The 14,481-nt window shown below is 66.9% G+C and carries 13 protein-coding genes; 2 read left to right on the top strand and 11 right to left on the bottom strand.

Features of this window, described 5'->3' with window-relative positions:
* Window position 1: 1 nt before the first annotated feature.
* The 3 genes from KXV01_RS06555 to KXV01_RS06545 all read right to left on the bottom strand — a co-directional run bounded on the left by KXV01_RS06555 (window position 2) and on the right by KXV01_RS06545 (window position 2,874).
* Window positions 2-442, bottom strand: coding sequence for a response regulator (locus KXV01_RS06555; protein ID WP_005411057.1), 441 nt, complete (start codon window positions 440-442; stop codon window positions 2-4).
* Window positions 439-2,256: an ATP-binding protein gene (locus KXV01_RS06550; RefSeq protein ID WP_049410580.1), complete on the bottom strand. Its 1,818-nt coding sequence runs from the start codon at window positions 2,254-2,256 to the stop codon at window positions 439-441. The genes KXV01_RS06555 and KXV01_RS06550 overlap by 4 nt, the downstream gene beginning before the upstream one ends.
* Before the next feature lie 231 nt (window positions 2,257-2,487).
* Window positions 2,488-2,874, bottom strand: a complete 387-nt coding sequence (locus tag KXV01_RS06545; protein WP_049410577.1) for a BON domain-containing protein — start codon at window positions 2,872-2,874, stop codon at window positions 2,488-2,490.
* A 171-nt stretch (window positions 2,875-3,045) separates the two neighbouring features.
* Between KXV01_RS06545 and KXV01_RS06540 the strand changes: the two genes are divergently transcribed.
* Window positions 3,046-4,089 (top strand): oxidoreductase, encoded by a 1,044-nt coding sequence (locus tag KXV01_RS06540; RefSeq protein ID WP_049410575.1) that lies wholly within the window; start codon window positions 3,046-3,048, stop codon window positions 4,087-4,089.
* 147 nt (window positions 4,090-4,236) lie between these two features.
* Here KXV01_RS06540 and gnd read toward each other — a convergent pair whose 3' ends face one another.
* From gnd to KXV01_RS06505, 7 genes are all read right to left on the bottom strand, one after another.
* Window positions 4,237-5,142 (bottom strand): phosphogluconate dehydrogenase (NAD(+)-dependent, decarboxylating), encoded by a 906-nt coding sequence (gene gnd / locus KXV01_RS06535; protein WP_049437930.1) that lies wholly within the window; start codon window positions 5,140-5,142, stop codon window positions 4,237-4,239.
* A 10-nt stretch (window positions 5,143-5,152) separates the two neighbouring features.
* Window positions 5,153-6,406: a hypothetical protein gene (locus tag KXV01_RS06530; RefSeq protein WP_263467611.1), complete on the bottom strand. Its 1,254-nt coding sequence runs from the start codon at window positions 6,404-6,406 to the stop codon at window positions 5,153-5,155.
* 2 nt (window positions 6,407-6,408) lie between these two features.
* Entirely contained in the window at window positions 6,409-6,999 is a 591-nt protein-coding gene (locus tag KXV01_RS06525) for a DUF2242 domain-containing protein (protein ID WP_099488348.1), read from the bottom strand.
* Between the two features lie 233 nt (window positions 7,000-7,232).
* Window positions 7,233-9,410 (bottom strand): carboxy terminal-processing peptidase, encoded by a 2,178-nt coding sequence (locus KXV01_RS06520; protein ID WP_049437926.1) that lies wholly within the window; start codon window positions 9,408-9,410, stop codon window positions 7,233-7,235.
* A 234-nt stretch (window positions 9,411-9,644) separates the two neighbouring features.
* Window positions 9,645-10,655, bottom strand: a complete 1,011-nt coding sequence (gene lipA, locus KXV01_RS06515) for a lipoyl synthase (protein ID WP_049410563.1) — start codon at window positions 10,653-10,655, stop codon at window positions 9,645-9,647.
* Window positions 10,656-10,674: 19 nt separating this feature from the next.
* Window positions 10,675-11,385, bottom strand: coding sequence for a lipoyl(octanoyl) transferase LipB (gene lipB, locus KXV01_RS06510; RefSeq protein ID WP_099488350.1), 711 nt, complete (start codon window positions 11,383-11,385; stop codon window positions 10,675-10,677).
* Window positions 11,373-11,651: a YbeD family protein gene (locus tag KXV01_RS06505; protein WP_005411067.1), complete on the bottom strand. Its 279-nt coding sequence runs from the start codon at window positions 11,649-11,651 to the stop codon at window positions 11,373-11,375. The genes lipB and KXV01_RS06505 overlap by 13 nt, the downstream gene beginning before the upstream one ends.
* 350 nt (window positions 11,652-12,001) lie before the next feature.
* Between KXV01_RS06505 and KXV01_RS06500 the strand changes: the two genes are divergently transcribed.
* The gene (locus KXV01_RS06500; RefSeq protein ID WP_080352985.1) at window positions 12,002-13,060 is read left to right on the top strand and encodes a lipid A deacylase LpxR family protein; all 1,059 of its coding nucleotides are present in this window, start codon (window positions 12,002-12,004) and stop codon (window positions 13,058-13,060) included.
* Between the two features lie 169 nt (window positions 13,061-13,229).
* Here the strand turns inward: KXV01_RS06500 and KXV01_RS06495 are convergent, their stop codons facing one another.
* Window positions 13,230-14,450, bottom strand: coding sequence for a D-alanyl-D-alanine carboxypeptidase family protein (locus KXV01_RS06495; RefSeq protein WP_099496221.1), 1,221 nt, complete (start codon window positions 14,448-14,450; stop codon window positions 13,230-13,232).
* Window positions 14,451-14,481 lie beyond the last annotated feature (31 nt).

Below are 14,481 nucleotides of genomic sequence, written 5' to 3'. Positions count from 1 at the left end.
CTCACTCGAGTTCCGGTGCCTGGTTGATCAACGCCCAGAACTTGCCCAGGGTCTGCACCGCGCCGAAGAACTGGTCCACGTCCACCGGCTTGACCACGTAGGCGTTCACGCCCATGTCCCAGCTGCGGGCCAGGTCGCTTTCCTCGCGCGAGGACGACAGGATCACCACCGGCAGGCGCTTGAGTTCTTCGTGCTCGCGGATCTGCCGCAGCACTTCCAGGCCATCCATGCGCGGCATCTTGATGTCCAGCAGCAGCACCGCCGGCAGGCCTTCCTCGCGGTTGGCGAAGGCACCTCGACGCAGCAGGTAGTCCATCACTTCCACGCCGTCCTCGACGTGCACAATGGGATTGGCCAGACGCGCTTCTTCCAGGGCGTCGATCGCCATTTCGGCGTCCGCCGGGCTGTCTTCGGCGAGAAGGATGGTGCGCAGAGTCGTCATGCAGAGGGACCTTGTTTGTCCGCGTCGGTCGCGGGGGGCAGGTAGAAGTGGAAGGTGGCGCCGACGTCCGGTTCGGCCTCGGCCCAGATACGGCCACCATGGCGGGTCAGCACGCGGCGCACGCTGGCCAGGCCAATGCCGGTCCCCGGGTAGTCACTGGCCTTGTGCAGGCGCTGGAACACACCGAACAGCTTGCCGGCGTAGGCCATGTCAAAGCCTGCACCATTGTCGCTGACCGTGAACTGATGGCCGCCGTCGGGCTGCTGCTGGTAGTCAACGCGGATCTTCGCCGGCTCGCGGTTGCCCGAGTACTTCACTGCGTTGCCGAGCAGGTTGAGCCAGACTTGGCGGATCATGTTCTCGTCGCCCACCACGATCGGCAGCGGCGCGATGCTCCACTCCACCTGGTGCGCATGGCCGCTGTTCTCGGCCTCGGCCTGCAGGTTGGAATCGAGCATGGCCCGGGTGTCGGCCACCAGCGACTGCATGTCCACCGCCTGCTGCCGCATCGCCGCGCGGCCAAGGCGCGAGTAGACCAGCAGGTCATCGATCAACGCTGCCATGCGCCGGGCCGAACTGGAAATCACGTCCAGATAGTGGAGGCTCTTGTCATCGGCCTGATCGCCGAGGTGGCGCGACAGCTTGTCGGAGAATCCGGCCACGTGGCGCAGCGGTGCGCGCAGGTCATGCGAGACCGAATAGCTGAAGGCCTCCAGCTCGCGGTTGACCTCGGATACCTGCGCAACCTTGCCTTCCAGCTGGCGGTTCAGGTCTTCGACGCGCAGCTGCACTGCGCGCTGCATGGTGACGTCGCTGATGGTCAGCAGCACCACCTCGTCATCGGTGTCGGGCAGCGGCATGCGCCGCGCGTTGAGCAGCATGTAGCGCACCATGCCGTCGGCGGTGCGCTGCTCGTGCTCGAAGTCCCACAGTTCGCGACCGCGCGACAGTACGTCGGCCAGGCGCTGTCGGACCACCGGATCCTGCCATGCGTTGTCGCCAACGTTTTCCAGCAACAGGCCGTCGGCGCGCTCGTCCTGCAGGCCGTACAGCTCAGCGAATGCTGGATTGTGCAGCTGCACGCGCAGGTCGCGGTCGAGCAGCACGATCGGTTCGCGTACGGTCTGCAGCACCGACGCCGCACGTGCAGCCGAGCGCAGCGACTGCCGCTCCGCATGCAGGCGACGGCCGATCTGCCGCTGCAGCAGCCACAGCACCAGGCCGAGCAGCGCCAGCTGGATCACCAGCGAACTCCACGACACCAGTTCGGTCTGCTTGCGTTGACGCGCCGCCTGCTCGCCGCGCAGTGCCAGCAGCTTCTGCTCGCTGGCCTGCAGTTCTTCCACCAGCCCGCGGATGGGATAGCGCGTACTCAGGTCCTGCACCAGCTCGCGCTGGTCGCTGTTCGGTTCGGACCTGGCCAGCTCGCGGGCAAGTGCCATGCGGCCTTCCAGCATCGATTCGATCCGACCGATGCGGATCAGCTGGTCGGGATTGTCGCGGGTCATCCGGCCCAGTTCGGCCAGGCGCCCGGGTATTTCATCGGCCCGCGCCATGCGCTCGCGCAGGCCGGGGGCATCCACGCCCTTGGACAGGGTCAACGCGGCCGATTCAACATCGCGCACATCGGCCTGCAGCTGCTGCAGTGCCACGCCCACGGCCTGGGTGTGGTTGACCCAGGCCATCGCTTGTTCGCTGTCCTGCTGCAGTTTGCGCAGGGTCAACCACGGCACCACGATGATCGCGGCGGCGGCCAGCGCCAAGGCCGGCAACCGCCAGCGGTCCCAGATGTCGTCACTGAAAACCAGCGCCATAGTCCCTCATCAGCTCTGCCGCGACGCGTTGGCCGGGCCGAGCCCGGTTGCGGCGGAACCGGCAATATAGCGCAGGCAGTCACAACTCTGGAATTTCCAGCGCGGTCGGCTGAACGGGTTGGCAATCAGACCTGTAGGGCCGAGCCCATGCTCGGCTGCCTTGGAGTTCCAGCCGAGCATGGCTCGGCTCTCAAGGTCAGCGGGCGCCCCGCGCGGGGGCGCCCAACCGATTCAGCGCTTGGCGGCAGCGCTGACCTTCAATGCGGCGGCATCGACGCGGGTCACGCCCTTGATGCCCTTGGCGGTAGTGACCGCCTTGTCCTTCTCGGCCTGGGTGGCCACGGTGCCGCTCAGGCTGACTACGCCGTTCACCGTTTCCACCTTGATCTCGGTGCCCGGGACGTTGCTGCTGGTCAGCAGGTCAGCCTTCACCTTGGTGGTGATCCAGCTGTCGGTCACCGGTTCGTTGGAATCATGGCGATCAGCGTGGGTAGCCGGATGTGCGCTGGTGGTCGGCGGGCTCTTCGCGGCCGGGTCCTTGGCGAATGCGGTCGAGGAGGACAGCGCCAGGCCCAGCGTCAGGGCAGAAGCAATCAGCGTGCGAGTGGTATTGCTCATCGTGTCGTTCTCCTTCGGGATGTGCTGCCAGTCTGGACAAGCGCACGTAGAGCAGGCGTGGCGTCGCGGTCATGCCGCCGTGAATCGAAGCGTTTCCAACGGCAACGGTTCAGTTTTGGGCTGTCCGCATCCGTCGTTTACCCTGCCCTTCCCCCCTGCCGGAGCTCTGCCATGCGCCCCGACCTGCACCTGGCCCTGATCGGCTACGGCCTCGCCGGCCGCGTCTTCCATGCGCCGCTGATCCAGCACACGCCCGGCCTGGCCCTGCACAGCATCGTCAGCTCGCAGCGCGACACGTTGCTGCGCACGTTCAGCAACGTACACGTGCGTGCAACGCCACAGGACGTGTTCGACGATCCAGCCGTGGATGCGGTGGTGATCGCCACGCCGAACGAACAGCACGCGCCACTGGCGATGGCCGCGCTGGCCGCCGGCAAGCACGTGCTGGTCGACAAACCCTTTGCGCTGGATGTGGCCGAGGCGGAAACGGTACTGGCCGCAGCACGCGACGCCGGCCGCATCGCCACCGTGTTCCAGAACCGGCGTTTCGATGCCGACTTCCTCACACTGCAGGCGCTGCTGGCCGAAGGCACGCTGGGCGAGGTGGCCGAGTGCCATGCGCATTTCGACCGCTACCGGCCGCAGGTGCGCGACCGTTGGCGTGAGCGGGACGTGCCAGGCAGCGGCCTGTGGTACGACCTCGGCCCGCACCTGCTGGACCAGATGCTGGTGCTGTTCGGCTGGCCCGACGCCATCGATGCGGATCTGGCCGTGCAGCGCCAAGGTGGCGCCGGCATCGACTACTTCCATGCCGTACTGCACTACCCGCGGCATCGCGCCATCGTGCATGCCGGTTCGCTGGTGGCTGCCCCTGCCCCGCACTTCAGCGTGCATGGCAGCAAGGCCAGCTGGATCAAGTACGGCCTGGATGTGCAGGAGGCCCAGCTGCGCCGCGGCGTAGCACCGGGTGCGCCCGGATGGGGCATCGATCCGCGGCATGGCGAACTGGTGCGCTGTGATGCAGAAGACAATGTTCTGCGCAGCACCGTCGACAACCTGCCCGGCGACTATCGTCGGTTGTATGCGCAGTTCGCGGCGGCGATGCACGGCGACGGCGAAGCAACGGTCAGCCCGATGCAGGCACTGCAGTTGATGCGGCTGCTGCAGGCGGGCATGGACAGCGCGCGCGAAGGGCGGCGGATCGCGTTGGACTGACCAGTAGATCCACGCCATGCGTGGATGACGTGGCAACGATCGGAGAAGGCTTTTGTAGAGTCGAGCCATGCTCGACTGGCTGCATGGGCTCTGCCTGGGGCCGGATCCCTTCGGCAACGCCGAAGGGCTCTGACCCCACCGCAGTGCTTACGACTTCCTGATGGCGTGGCCGCCGAATTCATTGCGCATCGCCGACAGCAGGCGATCGGTGAACGAATTCGATTCGCGCGAACGCAGGCGTTCCAGCAGCGACAACGTGATCACCGGTGCCGGCACGTCCAGTGCGATGGCTTCGGCCACGGTCCAGCGGCCTTCGCCGGAATCCTCCACGTATGGCGCGATGCCATCCAGCGACGGATTGCGCTTGAGTGCTTCGGTACTCAGGTCCAGCAGCCACGAACGCACCACGCTGCCGTGGCGCCAGACTTCGGCCACCTGGGCCAGGTCCAGCGCCATCTCCTGCTTGCGCTCCATCAGCGCGAAGCCTTCGGCATAGGCCTGCATCATCCCGTACTCGATGCCGTTGTGGACCATCTTGGTGAAATGGCCGGCGCCGGACGGGCCGACACGCGCCCAGCCACGATCTTCTGCCGGTGCCAGCGTGCGCAGCAGCGGTGCGATCTGCTCCACCACCGGCGCTTCGCCACCGACCATCAGGCTGTAGCCTTCCTGCAGGCCCCACACGCCGCCGCTGGTGCCGCAGTCGACGTAGCCCAGATCGTCCTCCGCCAGCGCCTTGGCGCGACGGATCGAGTCCTGGTAGTTGGAGTTGCCGCCGTCGATGACGATGTCACCCTCGGCCAGGTGCGGGGTCAGCTGGCCCAGCGTCTGGTCGACGGTTTCGCCGGCCGGTACCATCAGCCACACCACGCGCGGCACCGGCAGCGCGGCCACGGCGGCGGCCAGCGAATCAACCACCTCCAGGCCGGCCTCGGCGGCGCGCTGGCGGGCGCCTTCGCCCGGGTCGTAGCCGACCACGCGGTGGCCGCCGCGATGCAGGCGCTGGGCCATGTTGGCGCCCATGCGGCCGAGGCCGATCATTGCAATATCCATTGTTTCACCTTCAGTTGGGGTCTAGGGTCAGGCTGCCTGGCCTGCCGGTAGCCGCGCAGTGGCGCAGTTGCGCCTCGCGCCAACGCCGGTAGAGCGTGGTATGCAGATTGTGCACCGCCAGGTCGATCGAAAACGGCGTTCTCGGGTTGCGATCGAGCAGGCGGACGATGTGGTAGCCGATAGGACGTATACCGCGCGGATGCACGTAGATCACGAACTGCTGGTAGAACGGATCGTCCAGCAGCTGATCCATGCGCACCAGAGCCGCGTGGTAGCGCGGCGCCAGGCCTGCGCGCAGCTGTGGATCGCGCTCGAACAGCAGGCGCTCGAAATAGCGCTGGCCGATGCGCGGGATGTCCTGCGCCAGTTTCCAGAGCTCGGCGTTGCGCTGGTCGTACCAGGCCAGGCCGGCGTGCAGTGCCAGCGCCTGCGCAGCGCCCTCGCCCACATCGACCACCACGAAGTTCTCGGCCTGGTTGCTCAGGTCGTCCAGCGTGCCTTTGTCGTACACATGTTCGATGAAACCGGGCACGCCCACGAACGCCTGCCGCCCCATCGCCGAGGTGCGCACCGCCTTGCCATCGGCGAAGAGGTCGCCCGCATGCGCGCCGAGCAGGATGCTGTCGGTGTCGTGCAGCGCGAGAAAGGTGCCGATCGACAGTTCCTCCGCTGCGAACCCGGTGTCGAACGCAGCATCGCCATACAGCTCGCGCTGGGTGGCCAGCTGTGCGACCTGGCGGCCGACACCGCATTCGGCACGCACGGCACCGCTGTAGAACGCCTGCAGCGCATGGCTGTTCCCCGCGCGGGGCACGAAGCCACGACCGAAACTGCGCGTACGCTGCCAACCCTGTGCCGGTGCGCCCTGCAATCCGAAGCCGATCCATCCCAGCTGCGGGCCGGAGAAACGGAACGTGGGATTGCCCTGCAATGCCGAAGTTGCGCGCCGCGTGGCCGCCCCCAGCTCGAAGGCATAGGCGCAGACGGTGGCGGGGTCATCCAGCAGCTGCTGCAGCAGTGCCTGCCGAGCGGCAGCAGGCAGCGCCGCCGGCCACCGCACCTGCAGGTCGCCGGCCGCTTGTGAATCAGCCAGCGAAGCACGCGTACATACGGGACCACCGCGCACCTGCGGCGCAGTGAGGGACGCTTCTTGGAAGCGCCACCCCAACCGTTGCAGCAGGCCCTGCGTACAGTCCAGGGATGGCGCTGCCGCGACCCACGCGGGCGCCAGCAGCAGGGCTGCAATCAGCCACCTGCCGCGCACACTCAGCCCTGGTCCGTGACCGCCGGTGCGGGTTCCGGCGCCGCTGCCGGCGATGGCGATGGCGTGCCCGTCGCGGCCGGCAGATACTGCTGCAGGCGCTGGAAGAAGCGACGATAGAACTCGGCATCCGTGACCGTGCTGCTGGCCACCTTCACCAGCGAGTCGTCGTTGCTGCCGAACGGCAGCGACACCGAGCCCAGCGCACCCACACCGACACTGGCCGAGGTCGGGCTCTTCTTCAGCGCGTAGCGATCCTGCACTGCACTGACGAATACCAGCGTCTGGCTGCCGCGCGGGGCGCAGGAGATGCGCAGCACCAGCTGCTCATGGTCATCCTCGCGCGGCTGGAAGTTCTTGTTGCCCTCCACCTGCGCATCATCGGAACGGGCGATGGCATAGCCTTGGCTGAGCAGCGTGCGGCGCGCGGCCTCGCAGGCTTCGCCGGGGCGTCCCTCAACGGTGCGCGAGAAGGTATCGCCGGAATCGAAAGACTCGCGCAGCACGGTGCTGTCGGCGGCGTGGCCACCACAGGCCGAAATGATCAAGGCGCTGGCGCACGCCACGGCAGCGCTGGAAAGACGGGAGGCCCGCATGGGTACTCCTGCGAGAACGGAAACACCAAGGGTAGTCCCGCCCCCGTGTGCGGCAGGTCGATATGCCCCCCCACGTTGCTCCCGGTTCATGCACGTAAAAGGGGACGGAGGGGATTAAGTCGTTTGCGGCACTTCACTGGCCCGGGCATGGCCCGGCGCGACCCAGATCGGCTTCCCAAACAGAAAGGGGCCGGCAATGCCGGCCCCTGCGGATGTCGCGCGCCGTCTCCGGCTCAGTCCGCCCAGCGCCCCGCGCCGGTGGACTGCGGCAGCACCTGGGCCGACAGCGGACGGTCATTGGCCAGCAGGTTCACCGCGTCGGCCAGGATCGAGGCCGACTCGCGCAGCAGCGGGTCCGGACGCTTCTCGGCAGCCTTCTCGCGGGCGGCATCCTTCACGATGTCGCGCTCGTTGCCGGTCAGGCCATCATCACTGCTGTCATCGGCCAGCGGGTCCAGGGCCAGGCCCAGCTCCTTGCGCTGCAGCTGGCGTTCCTTGCGCTGGGCGTCCTGGCGCTCGCGTTCGGCGCGACGGGTGGCCTCGTTGAGCGAGATGTACTTCTTCGCCGCCTCGGCACGGAACTGTTCGACGTCCTCGTTCCACCACTGGAATTCCTTGTCGGTCGCGATGCGCGCGTCGTGACGGGTTTCCAGCTTCGGCAGCAGCGGCGCGAAGTTGCCGTACTGGGTATGCGGCACGGCAGCGATGCGGGTCCACGGCAGTGCGTTGTCGTAGGTGCTTTCGCCGAACTCGGTGGCATCGACGCTGGCCGGGAAGGCCAGGTCCGGCACCACCCCCTTGTGCTGGGTGCTGCTGCCACTGATGCGGAAGAACTGGGCGATGGTCAGCTTGACCTGGCCGAAGCGCTGGGTTTCGCCGCTCGGCCAGCGGTCGAGGTCGACGATGTTCTGCACGGTGCCCTTGCCGAAGCTGGTTTCACCGATCACCAGGCCACGGCCGTAGTCCTGGATGGCACCGGCGAAGATCTCCGAAGCCGAGGCCGAACCGCGGTTGATCAGCACCGCCAGCGGGCCGTCCCACGCCACGCCCTGGTTGCGATCGCTGTTGACGGTGACGCGTCCACCGGACTCGCGCACCTGCACCACCGGGCCCTGCTCGATGAACAGGCCGGTCAGTTCGATGGCTTCATCGAGCGAACCGCCGCCGTTGTTGCGCAGGTCCAGCACCACGCCGTCCAGCTTGTCGTTCTTGAAACCAGCCAGCAGCTTGGCCACGTCGCGGGTGGCCGAGGCATAGTCGGCGGCATTGCGGCGACGGCCTTCGAAGTCCTGGTAGAAGGTCGGCAGCTTGATCACGCCGATCTTCCGTGCCGGCTCGCCGTTGGCGGCCGGAATGGTCATGGTCTCGCCCTTGGCGGCCTGTTCGGCCAGGCGCACCTTCTGCCGGGTCAGCACCAGCGTGTGGTGCTTGCCGTCCACGCCCTCGGCGGCCGGGATGAATTCCAGCTTGACCTGGGTGTCCTTGGCGCCACGGATCTTGGCCACCACATCGTCGATGCGCCAGCCGATCACGTCCTCGACCTGGCCGGACTTGCCCTGGCCAACGCCGACGATGCGGTCACCCGGCTTCAGCGTGCCGTCCACCGCAGCCGGGCCACCGGCGATGATCTCGCGGATCACCACCACGTCGTCCTGGCGCTGCAGCTGCGCACCGATGCCTTCCAGCGACAGCGACATCGCCTGGTTGAAGTTCTCGGCCGTGCGCGGGGTGAAGTAATCGGTGTGCGGATCAACCGCGCTGGTGTACGAATTCATGAAGAACTGGAAGACGTCTTCGCCCTTCAGCTCGTTGACCGACTTCTCCAGCGTCGCGTAGCGCTTGTCCAGCGTCTTGCGGATGTCGTCCGGCTTCTTGCCGGCCAGCTTCAGGCGCAGCCAGTCGTTCTTGACCGACTTGCGCCACAGCTCATCCAGCTCGGCGCTGCTGGCCGCCCACGGCACCTTCTTGCGGTCGTACTCGAAGCGTTCGTCGGTGGTGAAGTCCGGCTCCTGCTTGAGCAGCTTGCGCGCAAAGGCCACACGTTCACCGACACGCTGCTTGTAGACCGCGAACACCTGGAACGCCGGCTCAAGCTCGCCGCCACGGATGGCCGAGGAGATGTTGGCTTCGAAGGGCGCAAAGCGCGCCACGTCGGCCTGGGTGAAGTACTGCTTGGCGCCGTCCAGCGTCTCCAGATAGCGCTTGAACACGTCCTTGGAGGTGGCCTCGTCCAGCGCACGCGGGCGATAGGCGTAACGACTGTCGGACAACAGGCCATACACCAGCTTGGAGGTGGTCACCTGATCGGCGGTTGCCGCAGCGGGCAATGCAGGCGAGTCGGCCTTGGCCGCCAGCGCCAGCGGCGCGACCAGCGCCAGGGCCATCAGGAATGCGGGGGCTTTGAATTTCATTGACGTGCTCGAAGGCGCCTTGCCAAGGGGGAGACTGCAGGGTGTTCAGACACCCCGACAGTGCCGAAAGTTGCCGGGTTTGTCACCCGGCCGCGCTCGGTGGAAAACCAGCCTAGCCGGGCCGGTGTAGCAAATTGTGAATGCAGGCGAAGGCGTGCGGACCAACGGTCCGCACCCACCAGAATGGTGATGACACCCATTGGCAGCGCCGGGCCATGGCCCGGCGGCAACCGCTTACCGGACGCCGGCGCCCTTGGCCTGCACGTCTGCGTGGTACGACGAGCGCACCATCGGGCCGGACGCCACATGGCTGAAGCCCAGCTCGTAACCGTAGTCTTCCAGCGCCTTGTAGTCCTCGGGGGTCCAGTACTTCAGCACCGGGTGGTGGTGCGCGGTCGGCTGCAGGTACTGGCCGATGGTGATCATGTCCACGTCGTGCGCGCGCAGGTCACGCATCGTGGCCTTGATCTGTTCGAAGTCCTCGCCCAGGCCCAGCATGATGCCGCTCTTGGTCGGCACGTCCGGGTGCTGCGCCTTGAAGTTCTTCAGCAGGTTCAGCGACCACTGGTAGTCCGCACCCGGGCGCACGTTGCGGTACAGGTCCGGCACGGTCTCGATGTTGTGGTTGAACACATCCGGCGGGTTCTGCGCCAGGATCTCCAGCGCACGCTCCATGCGGCCCTTGCCGCGGAAGTCCGGGGTCAGCACTTCGATGCGGGTACCCGGCGACTTCTCGCGGATGGCGGTGATGCAGTCAACGAAGTGCTGGGCACCACCGTCGCGCAGGTCATCGCGGTCGACGCTGGTCACCACCACGTACTTCAGGCCCATGTCGGCCACGGTCTGGCCGAGGCTGGCCGGCTCGTTGGCATCCGGCGGCTTCGGGCGGCCATGGGCCACGTCGCAGAACGAGCAGCGCCGGGTGCAGACCTCACCGAGGATCATGAAGGTGGCGGTGCCATGGCCGAAGCATTCGTGGATGTTCGGGCAGCTGGCTTCCTCGCATACCGTCACCAGGCGGTTCTCGCGCAGCTTGGCCTTCAGGTTCTGCACGGCATTGCCCGAAGGAATGCGCACGCGGATCCAGGACGGCTTGCGCAGTACCGGCGCATCGGCGAACTGCACCGGCGAACGGTTGATCTTGTCACCGCCCAGCTGCTTGACCCCGGCCTGCAACGGCGCGGCGGACGGAGAATCGCCCTGCACGATCTGCAGGGGAATGGAACGGGCGGTGGTTTCAGTCATGGCAGTTCCGGGGGGGCGGTCAGGCGGCCGCAGAAAGATCGGGCAGTTCGGGCGTGTGCTGCAGCAGCAGGCCGAACTGGCGGGCCAGGTGGTCCAGCAGCACCGGCTTGACGGCCTCCATCCCGGAGGGGCCGCCCAAGTCCAGCACCGAGGTCACCTGCAACCCCTGATAGCCACAGGGATTGATGCGGTGGAAGGGTTCCAGGTCCATGGCCACGTTGAAGGCCAGCCCATGGAAGGTGCAGCCGCGGCGCACGCGGATGCCGAGCGCGGCGATCTTGGCACCACCGACGTAGACGCCCGGGGCGCCCTCGCGGCGTTCGGCGCCGATGTTCCACTCGGCCAGGGTATCGATGAGCGCCTGCTCGATGCGGCACACGTAGTCGCGCACACCGATGCCCAGCCGTGGCAGGCGCAGCAACGGATAGATCACGATCTGGCCGGGACCGTGATAGGTCACCTGGCCGCCGCGGTCCACGTGCAGCACGGGGATGCCCCCCGGCGCCAGCACATGCTCGTCCTTGCCGGCCTGGCCCAGGGTGAACACCGGATCGTGTTCGACCACCCACAGCTCGTCGGCATCGGCGTCGCTGCGCTGGTCGGTGAAGCGCTGCATGGCGCGCCACACCGGTTCATAGGGCTGGCGGCCGAGGTCACGGACCAGCGCCGGACGCGGCGCACGGTTCTCCGGGGCGGCTTCGGCCGGGCAGGTGTCGGCTACAGCGTCCACTTCACTTCCGGGTGGTCACGCAGCGCCTGGTGCGCCAGGTCGTACTGTTCGCGGCTCTCGGCCTTGAACACGATGCGGACGGACACGTACTTGCCGTTGGAGGAGTGCTTCCAGCTGATGCGTTCGTTCACCACATCGATGCCGGCGGCCAGCAACAGGCGGGGAAGCTCATGCTCCAGGCCGCGGTTGGCCGGGCCCATGGCGCTGAGCTCGAACTGGCCGGGGAACTGGAAGCCGTGGTCGGGGTTGTCGGACTTGATTTCCATGGCCCCATTATCGGGCCGCAGGGCAACAAACCCAAGAGTATTCATCAACGCCAGGACGGCACCGGCGGTCTGCTGCGTTGCAGGCGGCCCAAAGGGACGGGCCTGAGGCCCAACGGCAGCTGACTGCAATTTCCTACCGCCACCCACGCGAACATCGTACGGGCGGCCCGCGACCGCCTTCACGCCAGGCCTGCGGCGCGTGCGCGGGTAGCAAATTGTGCCCGCCGGACAATGTTGTTTTCGGAACAGACAAGTGACCCGGACGTGCTCGTTCCGACGCGCGGGCACGAGTACCGTAGCGTTGCAGAAAACGACTGAAAACCGCCCCCTTCCCCATGAGCATTCCATCCATGCGTAGTGTCGCAGCCCTCGGGCTCGCCGGCCTGCTGGCCTCTGCCCTCCCCCTTGCCGCCCAGGCGGCCGAACAGTGTGGCCCGGACGCCATGCGCGACCACCCGCCGCAGGTCAATTTCCGCGTCGACAACGACCTGTTCGGCGGCCGCCACCAGGATCAGGGCTATACCAACGGTGCGCTGTTGACCCTGGTCTCCCCCAATCTGGTCGATTACACCGACGATCCCTGCCTGCCGCGCATGGCGCGCTGGGTGAACCGGTACCTGGAAGGGCTGCATCCGGGCAAGTTCGAACAGCAGAACATGATCTTCAGCATCGGCCAGGGGATCTTCACCCCGACCGATTTCAGCCGCAGGGACCTGATCGAGGACGACCGCCCTTACGCCGGCGTGCTGATCGCGAACTTCGGTTTCAATGCGCGCAGCGGCGACCGCCTGCAGACCACCCAGCTGACACTGGGCGTGGTCGGCCCGTGGGCACAGGGCAAGCAGGTGCAGGATGCCGTGCACGAAGTGCTGGGCGACGAAAAATTCAAGGGTTGGGACAACCAGCTGCACAACGAACCACTGTTCATGCTGACCCATGAGCGCATGCGCCGCTGGCCGGGCGATGCCAGCGTCAATGCCGACGGTTGGGGTTGGGACGCGATCAGCCACTACGGCGGGTCGATCGGCAACCTGGAAACCAAGGCCAATTTCGGCGGTGAAGTGCGCTTCGGCTGGAAGCTGCCGGACGACTTCGGCAGCACGCCGCTGCGCCCGGCCGGCGAGAACACCGCGCCGAGCCGCCGCGGCCGCCCCAGTGGGTGGTCCTGGCACCTGTTCGCGACCTCGGACGCTGCCTGGGTGATCCGCGACATCACGCTGGATGGCAACACCTTCCGCAACAGTCACAGCGTGGACAAGCGCCATGTGGTGGCCTACGGCGGGTACGGCGTGGCGGTGATGTACGGCCGCTGGAAGTTCGCCGCCGCGCGCTACCACAGCACGCGCGAGTTCAACGGCCAGCGCGAGGCGCCGGTGTTCGGCAGCTTCACCATCAGCCGGTCGCTGTAAGCGAGGGGCTGAGGGTAGTGCCGGCCGCTGGCCGGCTGTTGGCACATCCGGATGGGTTCAAGCGGAGCCGGCCAGCGGCCGGCACTACCCGCATCCGCACGGAACCGGCATCCCGAAACGAAAAGGCCGGCATTCGCCGGCCTTTTCGTTCACCACGCCGGGGCGTGGATCATTCCGATTCCCACCACATCCAGAAGCTGTCCCACAGGCGCTTGAAGAAGCCAGCCTGCTCGACGGCGGCCACAGCGACCAGCGGCGCCTCGGCGATGACCTTGCCATCCAGCGTGACCTTCACGGTGCCGATCTGCTGGCCTGCAGCGAACGGCGCCTCCAGGGTCTTGGGCACGTCGATGCTCGGCTTCAGGTCGTTGTAGCGGCCGCGCGGCACGCTCACCAGCATCGGCTGGGCCACGCCCAGCTGCACCTTGTCGGTGGTGCCCTTCCAGACCTTGTGCTCGGCCACGGCCTTGCCCGGCTCGTACAGGCGGTGGGTCTCGAAGAAGCGGAAGCCCCAGTTCAGCAGGGCCAGGCTGTCATCGGCACGCTGCTTTTCCGACGCACCGCCCAATACCACGGCGATCAGGCGCTGGTCGCCGCGCTGCGCCGAACTCATCAGGCAGTAACCGGCTTCGGAGGTGTGGCCGGTCTTGATACCGTCCACGCTGCCGTCGCGCCACAACAGCAGGTTGCGGTTCGGCTGCTTGATATTGCCGACCTGGAATTCCTTGATCTTGTTGTACGCGTAGGTTTCCGGGTAATCACGCACCATCGCGCGGCCCAGCAGCGCCAGGTCGTAGGCAGTGCTGTGGTGGCCTTCGGCAGTCAGGCCGTGGGCGTTGACGAAGTGGGAGTTCTTCATGCCGATCTTGGCGGCGTAGCTGTTCATCAGCGACGCAAAGGCTTCTTCGCTGCCGGCCACGTGCTCGGCCAGGGCGATCGCGGCGTCATTGCCGGACTGGATCGCCATGCCCTTTTCCATGTCTTCCAGGCGTGCGGTCTGGTTGACCGGGAAGCCGCTGTAGCTGCCATCGGTGCCGGCGCCGCCTTCGCGCCACGCGCGCTCGCTCATCATCACCTGGTCATCCGCACGGACCTTGCCGTTCTTGACCTCGGCGGCAACCACGTAGGACGTCATCACCTTGGTGATGCTGGCCGGCGCGAGCTGCTCGTGGATGTTTTCGCCAGCCAGCACCTGGCCGGTGGCGTAGTCCATCAGCACCCAGGCCTTGGATACGCTCGGCACCGGCGCCGGCGGGGTGGCAACGGTGGCCGGGGCGGCAGCGGCAGCGGCGGGCGCCGGCGTGGCCGGGGTCGGCAGCGGGGTCTGGGCGGAAGCCAGGCCCACCACCAGGGTGGCGGCCAGGGCGGTGGCGGCGGAACGGAAATTCATTGGACAGCAGGCTCCAGGGGACGGCCAGGAA

It is taken from the genome of Stenotrophomonas sp. Ps181 (genome assembly GCF_025697425.1).
GTDB classification, from domain to species: Bacteria; Pseudomonadota; Gammaproteobacteria; order Xanthomonadales; family Xanthomonadaceae; genus Stenotrophomonas; species Stenotrophomonas sepilia.
Note: the sequence above shows the minus strand (reverse complement) of the source record. Positions and strands in the feature narration are given on the sequence as shown.

Bases quoted from the DNA above. Each gene is read 5' to 3' on its own strand.
- KXV01_RS06500 (WP_080352985.1), top strand. From the start codon at position 12,002: ATGCGTAGTGTCGCAGCCCTCGGGCTCGCCGGCCTGCTGGCCTCTGCC.
- KXV01_RS06540 (WP_049410575.1), top strand. From the start codon at position 3,046: ATGCGCCCCGACCTGCACCTGGCCCTGATCGGCTACGGCCTCGCCGGC.
- KXV01_RS06505 (WP_005411067.1), bottom strand. From the start codon at position 11,651: ATGGAAATCAAGTCCGACAACCCCGACCACGGCTTCCAGTTCCCCGGC.
- KXV01_RS06550 (WP_049410580.1), bottom strand. From the start codon at position 2,256: ATGGCGCTGGTTTTCAGTGACGACATCTGGGACCGCTGGCGGTTGCCG.
- KXV01_RS06555 (WP_005411057.1), bottom strand. From the start codon at position 442: ATGACGACTCTGCGCACCATCCTTCTCGCCGAAGACAGCCCGGCGGAC.
- KXV01_RS06520 (WP_049437926.1), bottom strand. From the start codon at position 9,410: ATGAAATTCAAAGCCCCCGCATTCCTGATGGCCCTGGCGCTGGTCGCG.
- KXV01_RS06525 (WP_099488348.1), bottom strand. From the start codon at position 6,999: ATGCGGGCCTCCCGTCTTTCCAGCGCTGCCGTGGCGTGCGCCAGCGCC.
- KXV01_RS06495 (WP_099496221.1), bottom strand. From the start codon at position 14,450: ATGAATTTCCGTTCCGCCGCCACCGCCCTGGCCGCCACCCTGGTGGTG.
- gnd (WP_049437930.1), bottom strand. From the start codon at position 5,142: ATGGATATTGCAATGATCGGCCTCGGCCGCATGGGCGCCAACATGGCC.
- KXV01_RS06545 (WP_049410577.1), bottom strand. From the start codon at position 2,874: ATGAGCAATACCACTCGCACGCTGATTGCTTCTGCCCTGACGCTGGGC.
- lipA (WP_049410563.1), bottom strand. From the start codon at position 10,655: ATGACTGAAACCACCGCCCGTTCCATTCCCCTGCAGATCGTGCAGGGC.